Origin of the sequence: Amycolatopsis sp. NPDC049159, assembly GCF_040648295.1 — a bacterium.
GTDB lineage: Bacteria > Actinomycetota > Actinomycetes > Mycobacteriales > Pseudonocardiaceae > Amycolatopsis > Amycolatopsis pretoriensis_A.
Map to the genome: position 1 here is coordinate 23,262 of NZ_JBEZDL010000006.1, position 21,013 is coordinate 44,274.

Consider the following 21,013-nt stretch of genomic DNA (forward strand, 5'->3'; position numbering starts at 1 on the left):
CCCCGCGTCGTCGTGGCACCCTGCCCGCATGAGCATGCGCAGGTGGTACGGCCGCGTGATCGCACTGGCCGCTTCGATCGTGACGGCGCTCGGCCTGACCGCGGGAGCCGCCGCCGCGGCCGGGCACCACACCGGACAGCTGCCGGACGGCGCCACCTGGGTGGCCGACGTCCCGGCCGCCTGGAACGGCACGACCATCCTGTACAGCCACGGGTTCGGCCCGCTCAGCGCGCAGGACGCACCCGACGACGCCACCCGTGACGCGCTCCTCGCCCGCGGGTACGCCCTGGTCGGGTCGTCCTACAGCGGCGCGTCGTGGTGGGCGCTCGCCTCCGCCGTCGACGACCAGTTCGGCGCGCTGGCGGCGCTCGAGCGGGTGACCGGCCACCCCCGGCGCACTCTCGGGTGGGGCACGTCCATGGGCGGGCTCGTCAGCGCGCTCGAAGCCGAAACCCCGCGCCTCGACGGCGTGCTGAGCACGTGCGGTCTCGTCGCCGGTGCGCTCAACCTGAACGCCTACCAGCTGCACGGCGAATACGCGCTCGCCCGGCTGCTCGCGCCGGAGCAGGACGTCAAGCTGGTCCGGTTCGCCGACGCGGCCGAAGCGAGCGCGTCGGCCGCCGCCCTGACCAAGCTGGCGACCGACGGCCAGGCCACCCCGGCGGGCCGCGCGCGGATCGCGCTGGCCGCCGCGTTCCTCAACGAGGCGGGCTGGTTCACCGGCCCGACCCCGCCGGCGCCGACCGACTACCCGGGCCAGGAAGTCCAGCAGCAGCAGGAACTCGCGCAGTTCGTGCTCGGCTTCGTGGTGAGCGGCCGCTACCAGGTCGAGCTGGCCGCGGGCGGCAACAGCGCGGCCACCGCGGGCGTCGACTACCGGGCCCTGCTGGCCGGCAGCAGCCACGCCCGCCAGGTCCGTGCCCTGTACCGGACGGCCGGTCTCGACCTCGACGCCGACCTGGCGGCGCTCACCCGCGACGCGGACATCCGCCCGGACCCGCAGGCGGTCCGCACCCTCGCGCGCACGTCGATGGCGACCGGCCGGCTGCGCGTCCCGACGCTGGACATCCACACCACGGCCGACCAGCTGGTACCGGTCGAGCAGGAGGACTGGTACGCCGGTCAGGTCCACCGGGCCGGGCGCGGGGCGTTGCTGCGCCAGGCGTACGTCGGGGCGACCGGCCACTGCGCGTTCCGGCCGGCCGAGAGCATCGCGGCCTTGCAGGCGCTCGAATCCCGCGTCGAGTCCGGGCGCTGGGGCGACGTCGCGGAACCGGGTCGCCTGAACGCGGCCGCCGTCGCGCTGGGGGAGGACGGGCGGTACGTCCGGTTCGACCCGCCGCGGCTGACCGGCGGGCTCAGCGCCCGCGGTTGACCGCGCTGATCGTGTCCTGGAGTCGTTGCCGCGCGGTCGAAAGGCCGTCACGCGGGGCCGCCGCCGGTGCGGCTTCCGGCTCACCCGCCGGACCCGGGACGGGGAAGACCGCCTTCTCCCCGGGCAGCGGGACACCCGGGCAGATGGTCGCCGCCGGGCGGGCGGCGCCGAGGTAGAACCCGTTCACCAGATCGTCCACACAGGAATTGCCGCTCACCGCGTACTGGCCGTGGAACGGCGAATCGGCTACCGAGACCATCGGGACGCCGGCCGCCCGCGCCGCCGACTCGGCCTGTTCGTAGCCCGTCTGCGGGTCGAACTCGCCCTGGACGACCAGGACGTTCTTCGCCGCGCTCGGCGGCAGCTTCGGCAGCTCGTGGCGGGGGAGCTCGGACCAGTACCCGCACGGCTCGCTGAGGCCGTACGCCCAGCCGAACAGCGGGTACGTCGGCCCCTGCAGGTCGCTGAGCAGCTTGTACCAGCCCGACGTCCGCGACGGCTGGTCCGCGCACGCTACCGCCAGCCGGGTGCCGGGGACGTCGGCGTAGTCCGGTTCGGGCTCCGCCAGCGTCCGCACCACGCCCGCGGGGGTCAACGACGCGGCCGGCACCCCGAACACCGCGCGCGAGACGTCGTCGAGGTCCTCCTCCAGCGCCGCGGGCGGCGGGGCGGCCGGGGTGCCGTCGAGCGCGGCCGCGCCCTTGGTGAGGATCAGCGCGCCGGTCAGCCACTGGCGGGTGCTGCCGTTGCCGACGAAGACGTGGTCGAAGATGTCCGGCGACAGCCCTTCGCGCTTGAAGAACGCGCGCAGCCGTTCCCACTTCGCCCGGACCTGGCCGGCGGTCTTGCCGAGCTGCTCGGGGTAGCGGCGGGCCAGCCAGGGCGCGTAGACGTCGTCGAACTGGCGCTGGTCGATCTTCGGGAACGCCTCGAACGCGGCCTGGAGGCGGCCTTCGAAGTTCACGCTGGAGTCGAGCACGAACTTGCCGGTGCGGTCCGGGAACAGCGACGCGTACTTCGCGCCCAGCCAGGTGCCGTAGGAGAAGCCGAGGTAGTTGAGCCGGTCGTCCTTCAGCAGCGCGCGGATCAGGTCCATGTCGTGGGCGGTCTGCCAGGTGGTGACGTAGGGCGCGACCGCGTCGCTCTGGCACGCCTCGGCCACCGCCCGCGGCGCGCGCTGGTGCTGCGCGATGCTGGCGGCCGAGCGGTCGCGGGCGTCGAGGTCGTCCTCCTCCGGCAGCCGCCCGGTCGGCACGCGGCAGACGAACCCGGCGTCGTCGCCGCCTTCCTGGCCGGTGCCGCGGGGGTCCATGCCGACGACGTCGAAGTGCTCGTTCAACGCCGGTTCCAGCCCGGCCAGCGCGCCGGCGAGCGAGGTGCCCCGGCCACCGGGCCCGCCGGGGTTGACCAGGATCGCTCCGCGCCGGCTCCCGGTGGCCGCGGCCCGGCTGATCGCCACCTCGAGGTCGGTGCCGGCGCCGGGCGCCGCCCAGTCCCGCGGGACGGTGATCCGCGCGCACTGCGCGGGCTGCGCTTCGATCCGCTTGGCGAACGGGCAGCTGCCCCACGCCACCTGCTGCGTCAGGTACGGCGCGAGCGGATCGGGCGTGGTCGCGGCCGCGGGCGCGGTCGTCACCACCAGCACCGAGACGGCCACCGCCAACCCTGCTCGGGACGTTCGCACCGCAGTTCCCTTCGTCGCGCTCCGGCCGGGGAATCCAAGCACGCCGGACCGGGGCGGAGCAGCGCGAAGACCGCGATTCACCGGGCCGGGGTTCCCCGATCCGGTGAACCGCTCAGGTGCGGTACGGCCCGTGGTGCCCGAGGTCGGGGCTGACCTCCGGGTGCGGGCCGTCCTGGCCGGGCACCGGGGTGACCGTGGTCCGCCCCGGCTGCTCGACGACCACCTCGGGGGCATCGCGGTCCTGGAAGCGGGTCTCGACGATCCGGTCCTGGCGGCGGCGGGCCAGCACGGTGAGCGTGAGCACGTGGACGACGGCGAGCAGCAGCAGGAAGACGCCGAGCCTGCCGACCAGCGCGGCCGTCGAGCCCGACCACTGCGGGCCGACCACCGAGAGCAGGGCCAGGACGCCGAACGCGACCAGGTGGAAGACGGTCACCACCAGCCACGCCATCGACCCGGTGCCGTCGCCGTCGTCCGGCCCGCTCAGGTAGCGGCGGCCGCCCCGGTAGAGCACCTGGCCGTCGGCCACCACGATGACCAGTCCGATGATCAGGAAGCCGGTGAGGTCGTTGTCGGGCATGCGCTCCTCCTCGTTTCCGCATCGAGTACCCGCGCCGGACGGCCACCGGCGGCGGTTCACCGGAACGAGCGACCCCGGTCGGCCTGCTCACACCCGGGAATCAATCCCGGCCGCCGGACGCTGGGAAGGGCGTGAAGAACATCGGTTTCCTGTCGTTCGGCCACTGGTCGCCGGGGGCGCACTCCGAGACCCGGTCGGCCGCGGACTTCCTGCACCAGTCGATCGACCTCGCGGTCGCCGCCGAGGAGCTCGGCGTGGACGGCGCCTACTTCCGCGTGCACCACTTCGCGCGGCAGGCCGGCAGCCCGTTCCCGCTGCTGTCCGCGATCGGCGCGCGCACCTCGAAGATCGAGATCGGCACCGGCGTGATCGACATGCGCTACGAGAACCCCCTGTACATGGCCGAGGAGGCCGGCGCCGCCGACCTCATCTCCGCCGGCCGGCTCCAGCTCGGCATCAGCCGGGGATCCCCCGAGCAGGTCATCGACGGCTGGCGCTACTTCGGCTACGCCCCGGCCGAGGGCGAGACCGACGCCGACATGGCCCGCCGCCGCACCGAGCTGTTCCTCGAGGTGCTCGGCGGCGAAGGCTTCGCGGAGCCGAACCCGCGCCCGATGTTCGCCAACCCGCCCGGACTGCTGCGCGTCGAGCCGCACTCGGAGGGGCTGCGCGAGCGCATCTGGTGGGGGTCGGGCTCGAACGCGACCGGCGTCTGGGCCGCGAAGCTGGGCATGAACCTGCAGAGCTCCACGCTCAAGGACGACGAGACGGGCGAGCCGCTGCACGTCCAGCAGCGCAAGCAGATCGAGGCCTACCGCGAGGCGTGGAAGGAAGCGGGCCACACCCGCGAGCCGCGCGTGTCGGTGAGCCGCAGCATCTTCGCGCTGACCACCGACCTCGACCGCGCGTACTTCGGCCGCGACCGCCAGTCGCGCGACCAGGTCGGCATGATCGACGAGAACACCCGAGCGATCTTCGGCCGCTCGTACGCGGCGGAGCCGGACGAACTGGTGCGGCTGCTCAAGGAGGACGAGGCCGTCGAGGCCGCGGACACCCTGCTGCTGACGGTCCCGAACCAGCTCGGCGTCGACTACAACGCCCACGTGCTGGAGGACATCCTCACCCACGTGGCGCCGGAGCTGGGCTGGCGCTGACACGCGAGCGGCCCGGTGGCGGCCGGGCCGTTCGTCGTCAGCCGTGGGTGACCTTCAAGCCGTAGAACGCGACCCTAGCGCCCTTCGTCGTGCTGTCCGAAGAGGACTGGTTGTACGAGCCCGCCTTGAAGTACTGCTTGTACGCCTTGAACGACGACGGGATGCTGTAGTGCGTGGTGGTGCCGTTGACCGTCAGGTCGATCGTGGTGCCGCCGGAAATGCCGATCGTGTACGTCCACGTCTTGCCGAGCGAGACGTGGCCGACGGTGTGCGGCGTCTGCCCGCCGTCGGGTGAGTTCTCCGTGCCCAGCACGATGTCGCCGCTCGCGCGGTAGTACAGCTCCAGCAGCGGTTTCGTGGACGACCCGCCGGTGCCGAGGTGCACCTGGCCGACGCACACGTTCGACGTCACCGACACCACCCGCAGGGTCGCGTTGAGCTTGTGCGACCCGCTCAGGGACCAGTTCGCCGCGGAGCCGTCGCGGTTCATCTCGCGCAGCTCCGAGCGCGCGTAGTTCGAATTCGGCGTGGTGACGCCCTTTTCCGGCGCCCAGAAGGTCATCGCGCCGTCACGGGTGTCGGTGTAGAAGTAGCTGTCCTGGAAGCCGTTCGCCCCCTGCAGCCGGGACGAGGAGATCGTGGTCGGGCTCCCGGGGGAGCCGACCGGCTCCTGCAGCTGCCAGACCGACAGGTCGAAGTTGCCGCCCGGGGCCACGGAGGGATCCGCCGCCACGGCGGGCAACGCGGTGGCCGCGGCCAGGGCCGGAACCGCCAGCAGGACGAACAAGGCACGCACGCGCATCGTGGTGTCCTTTCGCGATGAAAACGCTTAACCAGTCGTTCACGGACGTGAATGAATGGTCTGGACAACCCGGCGGCGTGGACCCACGGTAGGTCCGCACTCGCCGGTTGTCAAGATCCGCCGCCCGTTTTCGAAGGGATCAGGCAGACCCGGCGGTGCCGCCGGGCAACGCGACGGCGAGCGCGTCAGCCTGGAGTTACGTTCGACCCGTCGGACCGGAGCTCACCGGAAGGAGCAAGGAAAATGGGGAACTGGACCAGAAAAGCCGCGGCGACGGTGTCCGCGGCGGCCGCGCTGACTTCGCTCGGGGTGGCACCGGCGAACGCGGCGGCAGTGCCGAAACACTGCGTGCTGAACGTCGGAACCGGTGTGCAGCACTGCTCTTCGAGCCGCACGGCACTGACCGCGCGGGCCGACGGCGACGTCGTGCAGGGCACTTTCTTCGACGGCCCCGACTACACGGGGAACTCGCTCACGATCACCGGGCCGGAACTGTGCAAGAAGGACGGCTGGGTGAACTGGCAGTTCGACCTCGGCGACGACTGGAAGAACAAGATCTCCTCGGTGCAGCCGTGGGGGAACTGCTGGATCTGGCTCTACCCGGAGCCGAACCTCAGCGGCGACCGCGACGGCCCGTTCAAGGAGAACACCGGCAACGTCGGGTCCTTCATGGACGACCGGACCCAGTCCATCGGCTTCAGCTGAGCCACCCGCGAAAGGGAGTGACCGCATGACCAGCAAGCGCACCACGTGGGTGGCGACGGGCGTCGGCCTGCTGACCGCCGCCGGCCTCGTGCTCACCGCACCGGCCGCGTCCGCCGAAGACCAGCCCACCGCCCGGGAACTGCTCGACAAGTGCGACAACGGCACGGACTCGTGCGTGTTCCACCCGGCGGGCCCGCCGGAGGAGCACACCGGCGCCGGCCACCAGGTCGGCGAGGCGGCCTACAACTGCACACCGGACCTGCAGCGCAGCACGGTGAACTGGTCCGACACGACGGGCGAGTCGAACAGCTTCGGCGTGTCCCTGTCGGCCGAATACGGCTTCTCGGAAGTGTTCAAGGTGTCCATCGAGACGTCGTACCAGCACACCTGGGAGTCGTCGCACACCGAAGGGCAGGCGACCAACGTCGACGTCCGCCCGGGGGAGAAGGGCTGGGTGGAGCGGGCGCCGAAGATGCAGAAGGTGCACGGCACGTACGAGATGCACTTCGGCGACCGCTACTACGGCCACTACATCTGGTACCAGGACTTCGACGCGGACGGCCCGGTTCCCGGTGCGACCGGCGACATCACGCAGCACACCGCGCCGATGACCGACCAGGAACGCACCGAACACTGCGGCTGACGAAGGCGTGAAGGCCACATCCACGGACCGAGTGTCCGTGGATGTGGCCTTCACGGCCCCACGCCGGGACCGAGACGGCCGATTCCCGCCAGCGGTGCGTCCCCCGTGGACGGCAGGATCGAACCCGTGAAGACGGAAACCCTTGCGCACAAGGCCATCGAGCCCGGCATCCTCTACTTCGGCACCCCGGTCGTCCTCATCTCCAGCACCAACGAAGACGGCTCCGCCAACCTCGCCCCGATGTCCTCGGCCTTCTGGCTCGGCTGGCGGGCGATGCTCGGGCTCGGTGCCCGCTCGAAGACCACCCAGAACGTCCTGCGCACCGGCGAATGCGTGCTCAACCTGCCCTCCGACGCGCTCGCCGCGGCCGTCGACCGGCTCGCGCTGACCACCGGGTCCGACCCCGTTCCGGACGGCAAGCGCAAGCGCGGGTACTTCCACGTGGCGGAAAAGTTCGCCCGCGCCGGGCTCACCCCGGTGGACTCCGAAACCGTCGCGCCGCCCCGGGTCGCCGAGTGCCCGGTCGCCATGGAGGCCGTCGTCGAGGCCGTGCACCCGCTGGCCGAGGACGACGAGCGGCAGCGCGGCGGGATCGTCGCGATCGAGGTGCGCGTGCAGCGCGTGTTCGTGCACGACGACATCCGCGCGGCCGGCAGCGACGACCACGTCGACCCGGACCGCTGGCGGCCGCTCATCATGAGTTTCCAGAAGCTCTACGGCCTCGGCCCGCAGGTCCACCCCTCGACCCTCGCCCGCATCCCCGAGCGGCTCTACCGCGGCCCGGACATCGACCGCGCCCGCGGGGTCGCGTCGCGTTGAGCCGCGTGAGCGGGGGAGCGAGCGTTTTGGCCCCGCGGTCACGGCCGCTCGCCCCTGGGTCGAGGCAATCGACGGCTGCTGCGTCAGCAGCACCACCGCCATGACATCCCGCTCAGGCTGTCGGGTATGCCGAAGTGCTGGTCCCAGCCGTCGTCGGCCGGGTTCCGCGCGTTGCCCGGCGCCGCGAGGATCGGCCGCGCGACCTCGTCGGGCACGGTATCTTCCCGGTACGGGTAGATCGCCGGCACGTCGCTCGCGCTCGTCCGGGTCACGCCCCACTGCGCCGGGGCGGGATCGCGGTGCGGCCGCCCGCCGCGACCAGCACCCCGGCCGTCAGCACCCCGGCCGTGAGCCTCGCGCTCGCGAGCGTCCACCGCATCCGTGCTCCCATGCCCGTCCCACGGGCCCCGGCCCGGATCGATCTCTCCGCGGGGGAATACCGTGGCCGCCGCGCGGCGTACGTCATGGGGTGAGCGACTTGCGGATTCTGGTGGTGGGCGCCGGTGCGACCGGCGGGTACTTCGGCGGGCGGCTGCTGCAGGCGGGCCGGGACGTCACGTTCCTCGTCCGGCCCGGCCGGGCGAAGGTGCTGAGGGACACCGGCTTGCGGATCGTCGGGCTGGGGGAGGAGACGGTGCTGGAACCGCCCCTGGTCGAGACCGGAACGCTTCGGGAGACCTACGGCCTCGTGCTGCTGGCGGTCAAGGCCACCGGCCTCGCCCCGGCCATCGACGATTTCGCCCCCGCCGTCGGCCCGGGCACGCTGGTCCTGCCGTTCCTCAACGGCCTCGCCCACATCGACGCCCTCGACGCGCGGTTCGGCGCGGACGCCGTGCTCGGCGGTGTCGCGAAGGTGCTGACCACCCTCGACGAAGACGGCGCGATCCGGCGGCTCGGACCGCTGCAGCAGCTGACCTACGGTGCCCGCACCGAGCCCGTCCCGCCCCGGCTGGCCGACGTCGACGCGGCGCTGAGCGGCGCCGGGTTCCCGGCCGCACTCAGCGGGCGGATCACCGAGGCGATGTGGGCGAAATGGGTGTTCATCGCCGCGATCGGCGCGGTCAACAGCCTGCTGCGCGGCACGATCGGCGAGGTCGTCGCGGTGCCGGGCGGCGAGGAGTTCGCCGAAGCCGTCGTGGCCGAAGCGGCGTCGGTCGCCGGAGCGGCCGGGTTCCCGGTGCCGCCGGCCGACCTCGAAGCGACGCGGAAGACCGTGACGGACCCCGCGATGGGGGGATCTTCGCTGTACCGCGACCTGCTCGGCGGTCACCCGGTCGAGGGGGAGCAGATCTTCGGCGATCTCACCGCGCGTGCCCGGCGGCTGGGCGTCGCCACGCCGCTGCTCGACCTCGTCAGCCTGCAGTTGCGCGTCCACCAGCACCGCATCGGGTGAACCGGTCACCGAGGGCGCTTTGCCCGCGCAGTCCAGGGGATCGTGGTCTTTCGGGCATCGGCGTGGCGGTGCCGTCACGGCCTCTTCCGGCACTGCTACTGTTCGTAAGGGAACTTGCTTGAAGGTTTGACGACGGAGAATCGGCGAGGGGAAATGGCGGAGCGGTTCGAGTTCGTCCTCGAGGTCGTCGAAGCTCTCATAGTGGGCCAAGCGACCGGTGGTGACGTCCGGCGGTACCCGCTGCGAGCGGGCAACCTCCCGGCCGACCCGGTGCGGTTCGTGCGGGTCGCGCGCCAGGTCTACGACGCGCTCGAGGAGCGGCGGCTGTCGGTCTCCGGTGAGCTGCACCCCGGTGTGCGCACGGCGTTCGAGCTGCTCGCCGACCCCCGGGTTTCGGTTGCGGTGAGCGGGATCGACGGCCTCGGCGCCGACGTCGCCGTGCTCGTGGTCACCGACGGCGCCCAGGCGCTCGGGATCACGCAGGCGGCGGACAGCGACGACCTGCTGTTCTCGCTGTTCGCGGACGAGGACCTCGTCGAGGTCGTGACGGGCGTGCTGCCGCCCGCCCCGGCCGCGACCACGGGCAAACACGTCGTGCACCGCGCCGCCGGGCGCGAAGTCTCGGCCATGGCGGCGAAGCGCATCGCCGACGCCGAGTTCGAGGAAGAGGAAACCGACGCCTTCGGCATGATCGAGGTCAAGGCCGTGGTGCGGCCCGGCCGCCGCCCGCCGGCGCGCAAGACCTCGGACGTCGCCGTCCTCGAGCGGGTGCTCGCCGAACCCCGGCTGGGCGGCGGCCACATCGCCGTCAGCGCGCAGGGGCGCCGCGGCGAGCGGGTCGCGGGTGAGCCGCTGAGCTGGCTCGACACCGCCGACGGCCGCTACCTCGTGCACACGACGAGCGGCGAGGCCGGCGAGCTGACAGCGGAATACGTACCGGCCGGGCGGGCCGACCTCGCCCGCGCGATCCGCGACGCCATCGCCGCGGTGTACTGACCGGAAAGGGAACAGTCCTGATGACGGAAGAGACCCAGGCGGTTGCCCAGGCTCTCCAGGCGACGGCGCAGATGCAGACCGCGACCGAACCCGCGCAGAAGGCAATGGCCGCGGTGCGTGTCGGGCTCGCCGGCGCCCAGCTGAAGCGGCTCGCGCAGACCGGCGGCTTCGCCATCGACGACACCACGGGCAACCGGCTGATCGAGGCCCTCGAAGGCGTGCTCGAGTCGCTCGAGCAGCGCTGGGCGAACCTGCAGCGGCTGCACGACGCGCCGGCGATGAGCCGCACCGCGACCGGCCAGTGGGTTTCCGCGCACATGGTGAGCACCGCCGCCGACGAGCACGGCCTCGTCACGCAGCTGCAGGCCGCGCGGCAGGAGTTCCCGACCTACATCGAAGCCATCAAGCTGGCCAAGCAGAACTACAAGTCCCGGGAAGAGACCACGCGCGCGACGCTGACCTCCCTCCCGACCGCCGACCAGAGCTGAGGGAGACCGTGGCACCCACCGCCGAGTCCGTCTCGGACCCGTCGTCCCCGGACTACAACCCGCGCAGTCCCTTGTACGACGTGACGGCCGATTCGTCGTCGAAGTACTTCGTCGGGCCGCTGACCACGGACAAGTCGCCGTCGGGCGACGAAATCCGCGAGATGGCGACCAGGCAGGTCGACGACGAGATCCGGCGCGGCTGGCTCGGCCCGGTCGTCGACCCGGTCCTGCGTGACAAGAAGATCCAGGAGCTGTACCAGCAGCACCTCGACGACGCCAAGCACGGCCTCGACGAGGGCCTCACCATGCGGGAAAACGGTGGTGCCCCGAAGACGCTCTGGGCCAACGCGACCCACGAGCAGATGAACGAGGCCATCACGCAGGACGCCAACCCGGCGACCGTCGCGGAGACGTCGGAGGAGTGGGTGCGGGTCGGCAACGACCTGGGCACGCACCAGAAGACCCTGGCCGACGCGATCAACGCGAGCACCAGCAACTGGCAGGGCGGCGCCGGTGACGCGGTCCGCGAGCACCTCGCCGGCGTCGGCAAGTGGCTGGGCGCGACCGCGCAGGGCGCGACGCTCGCCGGCCGCCAGCAGGAGATCCACTCCCAGGCGCTCAACGAGACCCAGCGGCAGATGGTCGCGAACCCGCCGGTCCAATTCGACCTGCAGAGCACCAACCAGAAGCTGATGTCGATGACGGACCCGGTGCAGTACGCCGCGGCCGCCGGCGAGGCGATGCAGACCTACCGGGCCCAGACGGCCGCGCGCGACCACGCCGCGCAGATCATGTCCCAGTACGACGAGACCATCGGCGCGGCGGTCGCCACGCCGCGGTTCCCGGCCCCGCCGAAGCTGCCGACCGCCACCGCGACGCGTCAGCTGGCCGGCACCCGGCCCGACGGCAGCGCCGGCGCGGGCGGTGCGCAGCCGCTCATGGCGCGCGACGCGATGGACCAGAACACCGCGGACTGGAAGCCGGCCTCCTTCGACGGCGCCGAGATCGACCCCGCGGGCGGCCCCGGCGGCAGCGGTGCGGGCGGCAGCGGTGCCGGTGGTAGCGGCTTCGGCGGCGCGGGCATCCCGGGCGGCGGCGCGGGCTCGGAAGGTTCCGGCTTCTCCGGCAGCGGTATCCCCGGTGGCGGCAGTGGCAGCGGTGTCCCCGGCGGCGGGGCCGGCGGCTCCGGCTTCTCCGGCGCCGGCATCCCGGCGGCCAGTGGCGGCGGCGCGGGCTTCAACCCGGGGTCGATCCCCGAGATCCCGGGCGGCAGCTTCTCCGGCTCCGGCATCCCCGGCTCGTCGGTCCCCGGTTTCGACGACTCGACGACGTCGTCGGGCTTCTCGCCCTCCGGGATCCCGTCGAGCGGCGGCCCGGGCGGGAGCGGCTTCACCCCGGGGTCGATCCCGAACATCCCGGACATCCCCGGCGGCGGCACCACCACCGGCCGCGGCGTCGGCCCGATCCCCGGATTCACCCCGCCCGGCATCGACCCGATCACCGGCCTGCCCACCGGCACCGGCCCGGGTGGCATCCCCGGCGGCGGTACCGGCAAGATGCCGACCATCGGCCGCGGCGGCGGCATCAACGGCGAGAGCATCGCCAGCCGCCTCGGCGGCATCGGCGGAATCGGTGGCGGCGGCGCCGGGGGCGGGTCCCTCGGCGGAATCGGTGGCGGCTCGGGTGCGGGCGGCGGTGGCGTCGGTGGTGGCGTCGGTGGTGGCGTGCGCGGCACGGGTGCGGGCCTGGGCGGCGGAGCCGCGTCCGGTGCGGCCGCGGAGGCCGAAGCCGCGGCGGCGCGCAACGCCGGCATGGCGGGCAAGGCCGGCGCGGCCGGTTCCCCCGGCATGGGCGGCATGGGCGCCGGAGCCAAGGGCGGCAAGGGCGACAACGACAAGGAACACAAGGCGGCCGACTACCTCGAGAGCGACGACCCGAACTTCTTCGCGGGTGAGCAGGTCGTCGCCCCGCCGGTGATCGGCGACTGGAAGAACCAGGATTGGAAGTGAACGCATGACGGCCGCCGGCTTCGAGGTCGAACCGGACGAACTGGTCGCGCACTCGAGTCACGTCGAGAGCCTGGTCGACCGGCTCAACACCGCGTCCGCGGCCGCCGACACAGCGATGTCGGACCACGCCTACGGACTGCTGTGCGCGTTCCTCCCGCCGATCATCCGGCCGACGGGGGAGAAGGCGAAGGAGGCGCTGACCGCGTCGATGGACGGCGTGCGCGGGCTCGCGGACAACGTCAAGACGGCCGCGCAGTCCTACCGCGACGGTGAAGAGGCCAACGCGCAGCCGTTCGAGAAGCAGCTCACGGCGTCGGCGCGCACAGCGGAAACGAGGACGAAGGCATGACCGGCCCGAACGGGCTCGGGGACCTGATGCGGGACCCCGACGAGGCGATCCGCCGCATGGACGACTGGGCGGCCGGCTTCGCGGCCAAGGCCGAGCGCTACCAGGCGGCCCAGGAGGAGACCGAACGGCTCCGGCTGACGGCGACCAGCTCCGACGGCGCGGTCAGCGTGACCGTCGGCGCGGACGGCACGGTCACCGACCTGACGTTCTCCAACAAGGTCAAGTCGTTCCCGCTGGAGGAGCTGTCCCGGCAGATCCTGACGACCATGCGCCGCGCGCAGTCCGGCATCGCCGAGCGCGTCGCGGGCGTGATGTCGGAGCGCCTCGGCGACGAGGACCGCGAGACCCGCACGGCACTGCTCGACACGCTGCGCGGCCGGTTCCCCGACCCGGACGAACCGGACGAGCCGGCCCCGCCGGCCCCGCCGGCCCCGGTCCCGCCCGCTCCGTCGGGCGGCGCGGCGGTCCCACCGTCCCCGTCGGCCCCGCAGGCCTCACCGCCCCCACGGCGCCGGCCGGACCCGGTCGAGGACGACAACAACCCCTGGTGACGCGGGCCGGGTCGGCCGTCGCGTGGCGGCTGACCGGCCCCGCGCCCGCGTGGGCCGGCTCGGCGTGCGCTGCGGCGGGCTGATCGCACGGCGGCCGGGTGGCGGTGACCCGACCCGGCCGGGAACGGTGACATCCCCTGGTGACGTGGGCCGGCGAAACCGCCGAAAGTACTGCTGACCGGCCCCGTTCGGGGCTCGACACCGGACGGCGGGGCGGCGACACTAAGCCGATGACCGGCCTTATCACCGGTAGCCGTGTCCGGCTGCGGCCCGCCGCCGCCCCGGACGCCGCCCGGTTCGAGGAGATCCTGTCGCACCCCGAAGTCGCCCGCTGGTGGGCCGACGCCGAGGAGCCGGTGGCCGCCCAGGTGTCCTACCTGCTGGACCCCGATGAAGGCACCACGACCTACGCCATCGAACACGACGACGTCGTCGTGGGCATCGAGCTCGCGTTCGAGGAAGCGGATCCCCAGTACCGGCACGCCGGCATCGACATCGCCGTGCACCCGGACTGGCAGGGCCGCGGCCTCGGCTCGGCCGCCATCCGCGTGCTGGCCGAGCACCTGTTCACCGTGCGCGGGCACCACCGGGTGGTGATCGACCCCGCGGCGGACAACGAAGCGGCGATCAAGCTCTACCGCTCCCTCGGCTTCCGGCCGGTCGGCCGGATGCGCTCTTACGAACGCGGCCCGGACGGCAGCTGGCACGACGGGCTGCTGATGGATCTCCTGGCCGAAGACCTTGTCCCGACGGCCGCACTCGCCGGGTCGTGAGTACCCCGGCGGTCGCGGCCCGGCAGTTGCGCCGGGTCGCCGTGGCGAGCGCCGTGGGGACCACGATCGAGTGGTACGACTACTTCATCTACAGCACGGCGACGGCCCTCGTGTTCGGCAAGCTCTTCTTCACGACGCTGTCACCCGCTTCCGGTACCCTCGCCGCGTTCGCGACGCTCGGGGTCGGCTTCCTGGCCCGCCCGGTCGGCGGGATCCTCTGGGGCCACTTCGGCGACCGCGTCGGGCGCAAGGCGATGCTGGTGCTGTCGCTGCTCCTGATGGGCGTGGCGACGGTCGGCGTCGGGCTGCTGCCGACGTACTCCGCCATCGGGGTCTGGGCGCCGATCCTGCTGCTGGTCCTGCGGCTCCTGCAGGGCCTGAGCGCGGGCGGTGAGTGGGGCGGCGCCGCGCTGATGGCGGTCGAGCACGCCCCGGAGGGGCACCGCGGGCGCTACGGCGCCTTCTCGCAGATCGGCGTCCCGGCCGGGCTGATCCTGGCGCAGCTGATGTTCTTCGTCCTCGGCCGTTCGCTGACCGACGCGCAGTTCGCGGCGTGGGGCTGGCGGGTGCCGTTCCTGGCGAGCATCGTGCTGGTCGCCGTCGGGCTGGTGATCCGGCTGCGGATCGAGGAGAGCCCGGTGTTCGCGCGGCTGCGGGCCGCGGAAGCGCGCAGCAGCCGTCCGATGGCCGACGTCCTGCGCGAGCGGCCGCGGGCGCTGCTCGTGGCCTCCGGCAGCTTCATCGCCAACACCGCGATCGGCTACATCTTCCTGGCGTACCTGCTGTCCTACGGCACTTCGGTGCTGAAGATCGACCGGACCACGCTGCTCGTCGTGGTGATCGCCGGCAGTGTGACGTGGCTGGTGAGCATCCTCGTCACGGCCGCGTGGTCGGACCGCGTGGGCCGCAAACCGGTGTACCTGGCCGGGTCGGTGCTGCTGGTGGTCTGGCCGATCCCGTTCTTCCTGCTGGTCGACACGCGCGCCACCGTGTGGCTGCTGGTGGCGGTGGTGGTGCTCAACGTCGGCCTCGGCGCGACGTACGGGCCGCAGTCGGCGTTGTTCGCGGAGCTGTTCGAGCCGCGCTACCGCTACAGCGGGGCGTCGTTCTCCTACGCGGTCGGCGCGGTGCTGGGCGGCGGCTTCGCGCCGCTGATCGCGACGGCGCTGCAGACGTCCACGGGGACTTCGCTTTCGGTGTCGCTCTACCTGGTGGGGGTGGCGGTGCTGAGCCTCGTCGCGGTGCTGTTCATCCCGCGCTCACAGCCGGTCTAGGCGGACGGCGGCGGCCATCCGCTCGTAGCCCGCGTCGCCGGGGTGCAGGTGGTCGCCGGAGTCGTAGGCCGGCAGCAGGGTGAGCGGGTCGGCCGGGTTGCGCACCGCCGCGTCGAAGTCGGCGACGGCGTCGAAGACCCCGCTGGTGCGGATGAACGCGTTCACCGCCTGGCGGGTCGCCTCGAGCGTGTCGTCGTAGACGCGCCAGCCCTTGAACGGCGTGAGCGTGGCGCCGACGACCCGGATGCCGCGCGCGTGCGCCTGCGCCACGAGCTGGCGGTACGCCGAGGTGATGGCGTCCGGGTCGGTCTGGTGCGGGTCCTGCTGGATGTCGTTGATGCCTTCCAGCACGATCAGCGTCCGCACGCCGCCGACGCCGAGGACGTCGCGGTCGAACCGGGAAAGCGCGTTCTGGCCGGCGCCGGAGCCGGGGACGTCGAGCAGCAGCCGGTTGGCGCTGATGCCCGCGTTCAGCACGCCGAACCGGCCGTGCAGCCGGTCGGCGAGGTAGTCCGGCCAGCGGTGGTTCGCGCCGGCCTGCGAGCCGACGCCGTCGGTGATCGAATCGCCGAGCGCGACGATCGAGGCCTCGGCGCCGCCCTGGACGTCGACGCCGGAAACGTAGTGCCACACGGAAGTCTGCTCGGTGTAGGGCGCGCCGGACTCGCTGCCGGCGAAGTCGCCGGCCCGGGTGAAGTACGACGTCTGCGCCGCGGCCGGGTGGTAGGTGACGGGCCCGGACTTCGTCGGCACGTAGGTCGTCACGAGCAGGTTGGCGTCGGCGGGCACCCGCAGTTCGGCCGGGTCGCTGAGCGCTTCGGCGCCCGCGGGCACGACCACGCTCGGCGCCCCGCCGAACGTGAGGGTCCGCAGCGAGCCCGGCACCGCGTCCGGGCCGGTGCCCTGCACCGCGATGGTGACGTGCCCGAAGGTGAGGGGCGTGGCCCCGAAGGCGTTGGAGAGGTGGACGCGGGCCCGCCCGCCGCCGGCGCTGCTGTGCACGACGTTGCGGATCGAGAAGCCGGGGTAGCCGTCCGGCGTGTTCGCGACGGCGGACGCGGGCGCCGCGGCCCAGGTCCCGACCCAGCCGCCGACGGCGTGCTGCGCGAGGTTCGGGAGAGCGCTTTCCGGATTCGCGCTGCCCGCCGATGTGAGGAGTCCGAACCCCGCCAGGATCGCCGCGCTCACGGCCAGAAAGCGTCGCATGCACTCACGGTGTCGCCACTGCGCCGAGCCAGGGACCGCTGATCAGGTGAGTGCACCGGACAAGATCCCGGACAGCGAGGGGCGGGCCCGTCCGGGATTCTGGGGATGCCGGACGGGCCCGCGCGAGGTGGCCGTTGCCGCGACGGCCGCTCGCCGGGGTGACCCGGTCCCGATCGGGCGGAGGCTGGCCCGGATCGTTGCATCGTGGCAACCCCGGAGGGCGGTGCGAGACGCCCTCACCCCAAGCACGGCCCCCGGCCCCGCGCGGTTCACCCCGCCCGCCGATTTCTCGCACCGCGCCGCCGGTCCCCGCCGCCGCCCGCTGCCCGGAACGCCGTGAAGGCCACCTTCAGGAACTTTCCCGTTCCTCAAGGTGGCCTTCACGAAGTACGCGCGGGAGCGGTCGAAGCTCAAGCGGCGGCGGGAAAGCCGCCGAGGGCGTGGTGACCGGCGTCGGTCAGTTCCGCCGGGGCCCACTGGCCGGGCGACGGCGTGCCGACCGCGCGGACCAGTCCGGCGTGGGACAGGTCGTGGGCGGTGTTCTGGTCGCAGCACGGCAAACCGTCCACGCGGAGGTCGGGTTCGCAGCTGCAGCGGAGCTCGGCGCGGCCCTGGGCGATCGCCTTGAGCATGGCGATCGCGCGGTGGCTCAGCGCGTTCGGGTAGGGGGACATCGGTCTGGCCTTTCGATGCGGCTGGGTCTCGGCGCGAGTGCTGCAGCTCGTCACTGAGGACTACGCGCCGGACGTGAGCCAGGTTCAGTTCGATCGCCTCTTGACACCGGGAGACCCAGCGAGCAGGGTCAGTCATCGGATGAATCAGCTTCGCCAACGACAGATCGGCCAACCAGGGGCGAACTCTGTCGCAATTCCGCCGTAGTCATCCGATCCCTGGAGGTTCAGTGACGACCTTCCCCCGCCGGCACGCCCTCGGCATCGCCCTGGGTGGTGCCGTGGCCCTGAGTGCCGCCGGCCTGACCCCGGCCGGTGCCGCGATCCCCGTGGACGCCGCACCCGACCGGCCGGACACCCCGATCGTCCCGCCGCCGCCCCCCGTTCCCGTCGCGCTCGACGCGTGGTTCACCAACGACGGCATCGACAGCGCGTCGGCCGCCGGTGGCGACTTCGACGGGTCCGGCTACACCTTTCCGGCCGAGCACGTGCCCGCCGGGCAGACCGCCACCGTCGGCGGGGTGCCGTTCAAGCTCGGCTCCGCGGCCGCCGGCGCGAAGAACAACATCGCCGCCACCGGTCAGCGGCTCGACCTGCCGAAGGGCCGCTACTTCGTCGCGTACTTCCTGGTCGCGGCCAGCTACGGCACCACCGGCGGCACGGCGACCGTGCACTACGCCGACGGCACCACGAGCACCGGCTCCCTCTCCGGCCCCGACTGGTACACCGGCAGCGGCGCGCTCGTCTCGCCGTTCCGCTACGCACCCGGCGGGGTCGTCGACAACAACCCCGTATCGCTCGCTACCGGCCAGGTCTGGGTCGACCCGGCCCGCGAAGCCGTCGCGCTCACGCTGCCCACGACCGCCGACCCCGCCCCGAACGTCGCCAGCCTGCACGTCTTCGCGCTCACCCTGCAGCCGGTCGCCGTGGGCCGCTCGGCCCTCGTCCTCGACGGCCGGTCGAGCGCGAACCTCCTCACCGACGGCGGCCCGCAAGCCGCCGAAGCGACCATCGTCAACGCCGGCACAGTCTGGCTCGGTGCGCGCGACGACGTCACCGTCACCGTCGACGTCCCCGGCGGCCGGACCACCGTGCCGGCGACCATCCGCGCGCTGGCGCCGGGCGAGCAGGCGACGGTCCGGCTCGGCCTCGCGCCGAACCCGTCCGTGCCACCCGGCACGACGACCCACGGCCAGATCCGCGTCACCGCCGGCCGCGGCACCCTCGCGACGCAGCAGGTCCCGATCACCCTCGGCGTCCCGGACTTCCGGCCGACCGACGCCTCCCTCGCCACCCACCGGGCGCCGTACTGGTTCAACGACAGCAAGTTCGGCATCTTCATCCACTGGGGCGTCTACGCCGTGCCTGCCTGGGCGCCGGTCGGCCAGCAGTACGCCGAGTGGTACTGGCAGAACCAGCAGGACCCGAACGGCGCGACCTACGCCTACCACCGGGAGAAGTACGGCGAGAACTTCGCCTACGACGACTTCATCCCGATGTTCACCGCGGCGAAGTTCGACCCGCGCACGTGGCTGAACCTGATCGCCGACGCGGGCGCCGAGTACTACGTCCTGACGTCGAAGCACCACGACGGCTTCGCGTTGTGGGACACCAAGGTCAGCGACCGCAATTCCGTGAAGCTCGGCCCGAAGCGCAACATCATCGACGAGCTCTTCACCGCCTCTCGGAAGTACACCCCGCAGCTGCGCAACGGCCTGTACTTCTCGCTGCCCGAGTGGTTCAACCCGGACAACCCGTGGATGGGTCACGCACCGCGCAACCCGTACACCGGCGCGGCGCTGCCCTACACCGGGTACACCGCGGGCAAGGACTTCGTCCGCGACTACCAGGCGCCGCAGGTGCTCGAGCTGATCTCGGAGTTCGACCCGGACGTGCTCTGGTTCGACATCGGCGGCGTCAACGACAGCCGGGCCGTGCTCACCGAGTACTTCAACCGCGCGAAGAACCGCAAGCGCCCCAAGGACGTCACCTACAACGACCGCGGCGGCATCCCGGATCACGACTTCACGACGCCTGAGTACACGACGTACCCGAACACCGTGGTCGCGAAGTGGGAAGCCAGCCGCGGCCTCGACCCGTTCTCCTACGGCTACAACCGCGCGACGCCGGACGACCGGTACATGACGGCGGCGGAGGTCGTCCGCACGCTCGTCGACATCGTGTCGAAGAACGGCAACTTCCTGCTCGACATCGGTCCCGACTTCGACGGCACCATCCCGGCCGTGATGCAGAAGCACCTGCGTGACGCGGGCGCGTGGCTGAAGGTCAACGGCGAAGCCATCTACGGGACGACGTACTGGTCGCGGATGGCCCAGCTCGGCGACCTGCGGTTCACGGTCAAGCAGAACGAGGCGTTCTACGTCCATTCCCTCGCGGCGCCGGCCAGCAGGCTGGTGGTCGGCGCGCCGGTCCCGATCCGCACCGGCGACCGGGTGACGCTGCTCGGCTACCGCGGGAACCTGCACTGGACGGTGGAAAACGGCTCGCTGGTGATCGACGTCCCGGCCGCGGCGCGGCAGGCCGGCCGCTACGCCTGGGTGTTCAAGATCGCCTGGAGCTAGAGGTCGGCGTTCTTGCCGGTGTACAGCTCCGCGAACGCCGCGGCCGCGGCCGGGGAACCCAGCAGGCGACGCATCCGGGCTTCCGCGATGCGCGCCGGGAACGGGTTCTCCGCCGCGGCCGCGGTGTGGTGGAAGATGTCCGACAGGCACAGCGAGAACTCCTGGTACTGCCACACCAGCGGCAGGCACGCGGCGGAATACCCGGCCAGCGGCGCGGAATCGCCCGCGTAGTACGCCTGGAAGGCCTCCGCGAGCAGGAAAGCGTCGTGCAGGGCCAGGTTCATGCCCTTGGCCGCGATCGGCGCGACCAGCCGCGCCTGCAGTTCTCGCCGGACGCGTTCGTCGGGCCAGTCCGCTTCCGGCTCGCCCGCGGCCGTCTGGAGGGAGAACCGGGTGACGCCGGGCGTGCGGGCCGTGTGCGCGCCGAAGCCGCGCGGGTGGATGCCGGACAGCGCGCCGTCGGCGAGCAGCGCCGGCCAGCCGATTCCGTAGTCGTGGTGGGCTTTCACCGTCGATTCCGCCGGCAGGTACCCCTGGGTGACGCCGCGGGCGCCGTCGCAGCCGGCGACGAAGTCGCACTCGATCCGGTGCTCACCGCCCGCGCCGGCGTACTGGGCGAGCAGATCGGTCACCAGGAGCTTTTGCGGGTAAACGAAATGCCGCTGCCCGGTGACGTCGCCGTAGCGGAAGGCGTGCCGCTGCCCGGCGAGCGGAATTCGAACTCCGCGTGCCGCGGCGCTCTCGCGACGAGCCGTTCGCCCAGGCCGCGCCGCTCGAGGAGCCCGCGGACCGCCCGCTCCTCGATGAACCCGGCCCGCGGCCGCTTCTCGACGAACGCCCGGCTTTCCCGCTCCAGCAGCACATCGGCGATCCCCGCGCGCCGCAGCAGGTTCGCCACCGTGAGTCCGGCCGGGCCCGCCCCCACCACAGCCACCGCCGTGCGCCTCGCCGCCATGCGC

Annotated in this window: 22 protein-coding genes; 14 read left to right on the plus strand and 8 right to left on the minus strand. The window is 72.5% G+C overall.

The features are described from left to right. The first annotated feature begins 28 nt into the window (after positions 1 to 28). Entirely contained in the window at positions 29 to 1,375 is a 1,347-nt protein-coding gene (locus AB0B33_RS13030; protein WP_360770455.1) for an alpha/beta hydrolase, read from the plus strand. Here the strand turns inward: AB0B33_RS13030 and AB0B33_RS13035 are convergent. Both AB0B33_RS13035 and AB0B33_RS13040 read right to left on the minus strand, forming a co-directional pair. Continuing rightward, complete coding sequence (locus tag AB0B33_RS13035) at positions 1,359 to 3,032, minus strand: alpha/beta fold hydrolase (protein ID WP_360770457.1); 1,674 nt, start codon at positions 3,030 to 3,032, stop codon at positions 1,359 to 1,361. The two genes, AB0B33_RS13030 and AB0B33_RS13035, sit on opposite strands and share 17 nt — an antisense overlap. A 139-nt stretch (positions 3,033 to 3,171) precedes the next feature. Then, positions 3,172 to 3,639, minus strand: coding sequence for a hypothetical protein (locus AB0B33_RS13040; RefSeq protein WP_247022917.1), 468 nt, complete (start codon positions 3,637 to 3,639; stop codon positions 3,172 to 3,174). Between the two features lie 131 nt (positions 3,640 to 3,770). On the opposite strand from AB0B33_RS13040, the gene AB0B33_RS13045 reads away from it, so the two are divergent. Further along, complete coding sequence (locus tag AB0B33_RS13045; RefSeq protein ID WP_247022918.1) at positions 3,771 to 4,793, plus strand: LLM class flavin-dependent oxidoreductase; 1,023 nt, start codon at positions 3,771 to 3,773, stop codon at positions 4,791 to 4,793. 37 nt (positions 4,794 to 4,830) lie between these two features. On the opposite strand, the gene AB0B33_RS13050 is transcribed toward AB0B33_RS13045, so the two are convergent. Further along, positions 4,831 to 5,595 carry a polysaccharide lyase family 7 protein gene (locus tag AB0B33_RS13050; protein ID WP_360770461.1) on the minus strand — a complete coding sequence of 255 codons (765 nt, stop codon included), beginning with the start codon at positions 5,593 to 5,595 and terminating at the stop codon, positions 4,831 to 4,833. Positions 5,596 to 5,838: 243 nt separating this feature from the next. Between AB0B33_RS13050 and AB0B33_RS13055 the strand changes: the two genes are divergently transcribed. The 3 genes from AB0B33_RS13055 (at position 5,839) to AB0B33_RS13065 (ending at position 7,762) form a co-directional block, all read left to right on the plus strand. Next, entirely contained in the window at positions 5,839 to 6,300 is a 462-nt protein-coding gene (locus tag AB0B33_RS13055; protein ID WP_247022921.1) for a hypothetical protein, read from the plus strand. A 25-nt stretch (positions 6,301 to 6,325) separates the two neighbouring features. Further along, on the plus strand, positions 6,326 to 6,943 hold the full coding sequence (locus AB0B33_RS13060) for a hypothetical protein (RefSeq protein WP_247022922.1): 618 nt from the start codon (positions 6,326 to 6,328) through the stop codon (positions 6,941 to 6,943). Between the two features lie 126 nt (positions 6,944 to 7,069). Continuing rightward, entirely contained in the window at positions 7,070 to 7,762 is a 693-nt protein-coding gene (locus AB0B33_RS13065; RefSeq protein WP_360770465.1) for a flavin reductase family protein, read from the plus strand. 83 nt (positions 7,763 to 7,845) lie between these two features. Here the strand turns inward: AB0B33_RS13065 and AB0B33_RS13070 are convergent, their stop codons facing one another. Next, positions 7,846 to 8,034, minus strand: coding sequence for a hypothetical protein (locus AB0B33_RS13070; protein ID WP_360770467.1), 189 nt, complete (start codon positions 8,032 to 8,034; stop codon positions 7,846 to 7,848). Positions 8,035 to 8,240: 206 nt separating this feature from the next. Between AB0B33_RS13070 and AB0B33_RS13075 the strand changes: the two genes are divergently transcribed. From AB0B33_RS13075 to AB0B33_RS13110, 8 genes are all read left to right on the plus strand, one after another. Then, positions 8,241 to 9,155 (plus strand): 2-dehydropantoate 2-reductase, encoded by a 915-nt coding sequence (locus AB0B33_RS13075; RefSeq protein WP_360770470.1) that lies wholly within the window; start codon positions 8,241 to 8,243, stop codon positions 9,153 to 9,155. Positions 9,156 to 9,308: 153 nt separating this feature from the next. Further along, positions 9,309 to 10,151 (plus strand): ESX secretion-associated protein EspG, encoded by an 843-nt coding sequence (locus tag AB0B33_RS13080; protein ID WP_247022926.1) that lies wholly within the window; start codon positions 9,309 to 9,311, stop codon positions 10,149 to 10,151. 20 nt (positions 10,152 to 10,171) lie between these two features. Further along, a complete protein-coding gene (locus AB0B33_RS13085; protein WP_247022927.1) occupies positions 10,172 to 10,639 on the plus strand; it encodes a hypothetical protein in 468 nt (155 codons plus the stop codon). An 8-nt stretch (positions 10,640 to 10,647) separates the two neighbouring features. Continuing rightward, entirely contained in the window at positions 10,648 to 12,648 is a 2,001-nt protein-coding gene (locus AB0B33_RS13090; RefSeq protein WP_360770473.1) for a hypothetical protein, read from the plus strand. Positions 12,649 to 12,652: 4 nt separating this feature from the next. Then, a complete protein-coding gene (locus AB0B33_RS13095) occupies positions 12,653 to 12,997 on the plus strand; it encodes a type VII secretion target (protein WP_247022929.1) in 345 nt (114 codons plus the stop codon). Next, a complete protein-coding gene (locus AB0B33_RS13100; protein ID WP_360770475.1) occupies positions 12,994 to 13,548 on the plus strand; it encodes a YbaB/EbfC family nucleoid-associated protein in 555 nt (184 codons plus the stop codon). The genes AB0B33_RS13095 and AB0B33_RS13100 overlap by 4 nt, the downstream gene beginning before the upstream one ends. Positions 13,549 to 13,778: 230 nt before the next feature. Continuing rightward, positions 13,779 to 14,321 (plus strand): GNAT family protein, encoded by a 543-nt coding sequence (locus AB0B33_RS13105; RefSeq protein ID WP_247022931.1) that lies wholly within the window; start codon positions 13,779 to 13,781, stop codon positions 14,319 to 14,321. Continuing rightward, positions 14,318 to 15,595: an MFS transporter gene (locus AB0B33_RS13110; protein WP_360770479.1), complete on the plus strand. Its 1,278-nt coding sequence runs from the start codon at positions 14,318 to 14,320 to the stop codon at positions 15,593 to 15,595. Before AB0B33_RS13105 ends, AB0B33_RS13110 begins: the two co-directional genes overlap by 4 nt. Here AB0B33_RS13110 and AB0B33_RS13115 read toward each other — a convergent pair. Both AB0B33_RS13115 and AB0B33_RS13120 read right to left on the minus strand, forming a co-directional pair. Further along, positions 15,581 to 16,801 (minus strand): SGNH/GDSL hydrolase family protein, encoded by a 1,221-nt coding sequence (locus AB0B33_RS13115; RefSeq protein ID WP_360770482.1) that lies wholly within the window; start codon positions 16,799 to 16,801, stop codon positions 15,581 to 15,583. The two genes, AB0B33_RS13110 and AB0B33_RS13115, sit on opposite strands and share 15 nt — an antisense overlap. Before the next feature lie 410 nt (positions 16,802 to 17,211). Continuing rightward, the gene (locus AB0B33_RS13120; RefSeq protein ID WP_247022934.1) at positions 17,212 to 17,475 is read right to left on the minus strand and encodes a hypothetical protein; all 264 of its coding nucleotides are present in this window, start codon (positions 17,473 to 17,475) and stop codon (positions 17,212 to 17,214) included. Positions 17,476 to 17,702: 227 nt separating this feature from the next. Here AB0B33_RS13120 and AB0B33_RS13125 point away from each other — a divergent pair, with 227 nt between their 5' ends. Beyond that, on the plus strand, positions 17,703 to 20,054 hold the full coding sequence (locus AB0B33_RS13125; RefSeq protein WP_360770485.1) for an alpha-L-fucosidase: 2,352 nt from the start codon (positions 17,703 to 17,705) through the stop codon (positions 20,052 to 20,054). Here the strand turns inward: AB0B33_RS13125 and AB0B33_RS13130 are convergent. Continuing rightward, on the minus strand, positions 20,051 to 20,686 hold the full coding sequence (locus AB0B33_RS13130; protein ID WP_360770487.1) for an FAD-dependent monooxygenase: 636 nt from the start codon (positions 20,684 to 20,686) through the stop codon (positions 20,051 to 20,053). The two genes, AB0B33_RS13125 and AB0B33_RS13130, sit on opposite strands and share 4 nt — an antisense overlap. Continuing rightward, positions 20,683 to 21,009, minus strand: a complete 327-nt coding sequence (locus tag AB0B33_RS13135) for an FAD-dependent monooxygenase (protein WP_360770490.1) — start codon at positions 21,007 to 21,009, stop codon at positions 20,683 to 20,685. Before AB0B33_RS13135 ends, AB0B33_RS13130 begins: the two co-directional genes overlap by 4 nt. Between the last annotated feature and the right edge of the window lie 4 nt (positions 21,010 to 21,013).

Bases quoted from the DNA above. Each gene is read 5' to 3' on its own strand.
- AB0B33_RS13105 (WP_247022931.1), top strand. From the start codon at position 13,779: ATGACCGGCCTTATCACCGGTAGCCGTGTCCGGCTGCGGCCCGCCGCC.
- AB0B33_RS13095 (WP_247022929.1), top strand. From the start codon at position 12,653: ATGACGGCCGCCGGCTTCGAGGTCGAACCGGACGAACTGGTCGCGCAC.
- AB0B33_RS13115 (WP_360770482.1), bottom strand. From the start codon at position 16,801: ATGCGACGCTTTCTGGCCGTGAGCGCGGCGATCCTGGCGGGGTTCGGA.
- AB0B33_RS13120 (WP_247022934.1), bottom strand. From the start codon at position 17,475: ATGTCCCCCTACCCGAACGCGCTGAGCCACCGCGCGATCGCCATGCTC.
- AB0B33_RS13080 (WP_247022926.1), top strand. From the start codon at position 9,309: ATGGCGGAGCGGTTCGAGTTCGTCCTCGAGGTCGTCGAAGCTCTCATA.
- AB0B33_RS13100 (WP_360770475.1), top strand. From the start codon at position 12,994: ATGACCGGCCCGAACGGGCTCGGGGACCTGATGCGGGACCCCGACGAG.
- AB0B33_RS13040 (WP_247022917.1), bottom strand. From the start codon at position 3,639: ATGCCCGACAACGACCTCACCGGCTTCCTGATCATCGGACTGGTCATC.
- AB0B33_RS13060 (WP_247022922.1), top strand. From the start codon at position 6,326: ATGACCAGCAAGCGCACCACGTGGGTGGCGACGGGCGTCGGCCTGCTG.
- AB0B33_RS13030 (WP_360770455.1), top strand. From the start codon at position 29: ATGAGCATGCGCAGGTGGTACGGCCGCGTGATCGCACTGGCCGCTTCG.
- AB0B33_RS13135 (WP_360770490.1), bottom strand. From the start codon at position 21,009: ATGGCGGCGAGGCGCACGGCGGTGGCTGTGGTGGGGGCGGGCCCGGCC.
- AB0B33_RS13085 (WP_247022927.1), top strand. From the start codon at position 10,172: ATGACGGAAGAGACCCAGGCGGTTGCCCAGGCTCTCCAGGCGACGGCG.
- AB0B33_RS13055 (WP_247022921.1), top strand. From the start codon at position 5,839: ATGGGGAACTGGACCAGAAAAGCCGCGGCGACGGTGTCCGCGGCGGCC.
- AB0B33_RS13050 (WP_360770461.1), bottom strand. From the start codon at position 5,595: ATGCGCGTGCGTGCCTTGTTCGTCCTGCTGGCGGTTCCGGCCCTGGCC.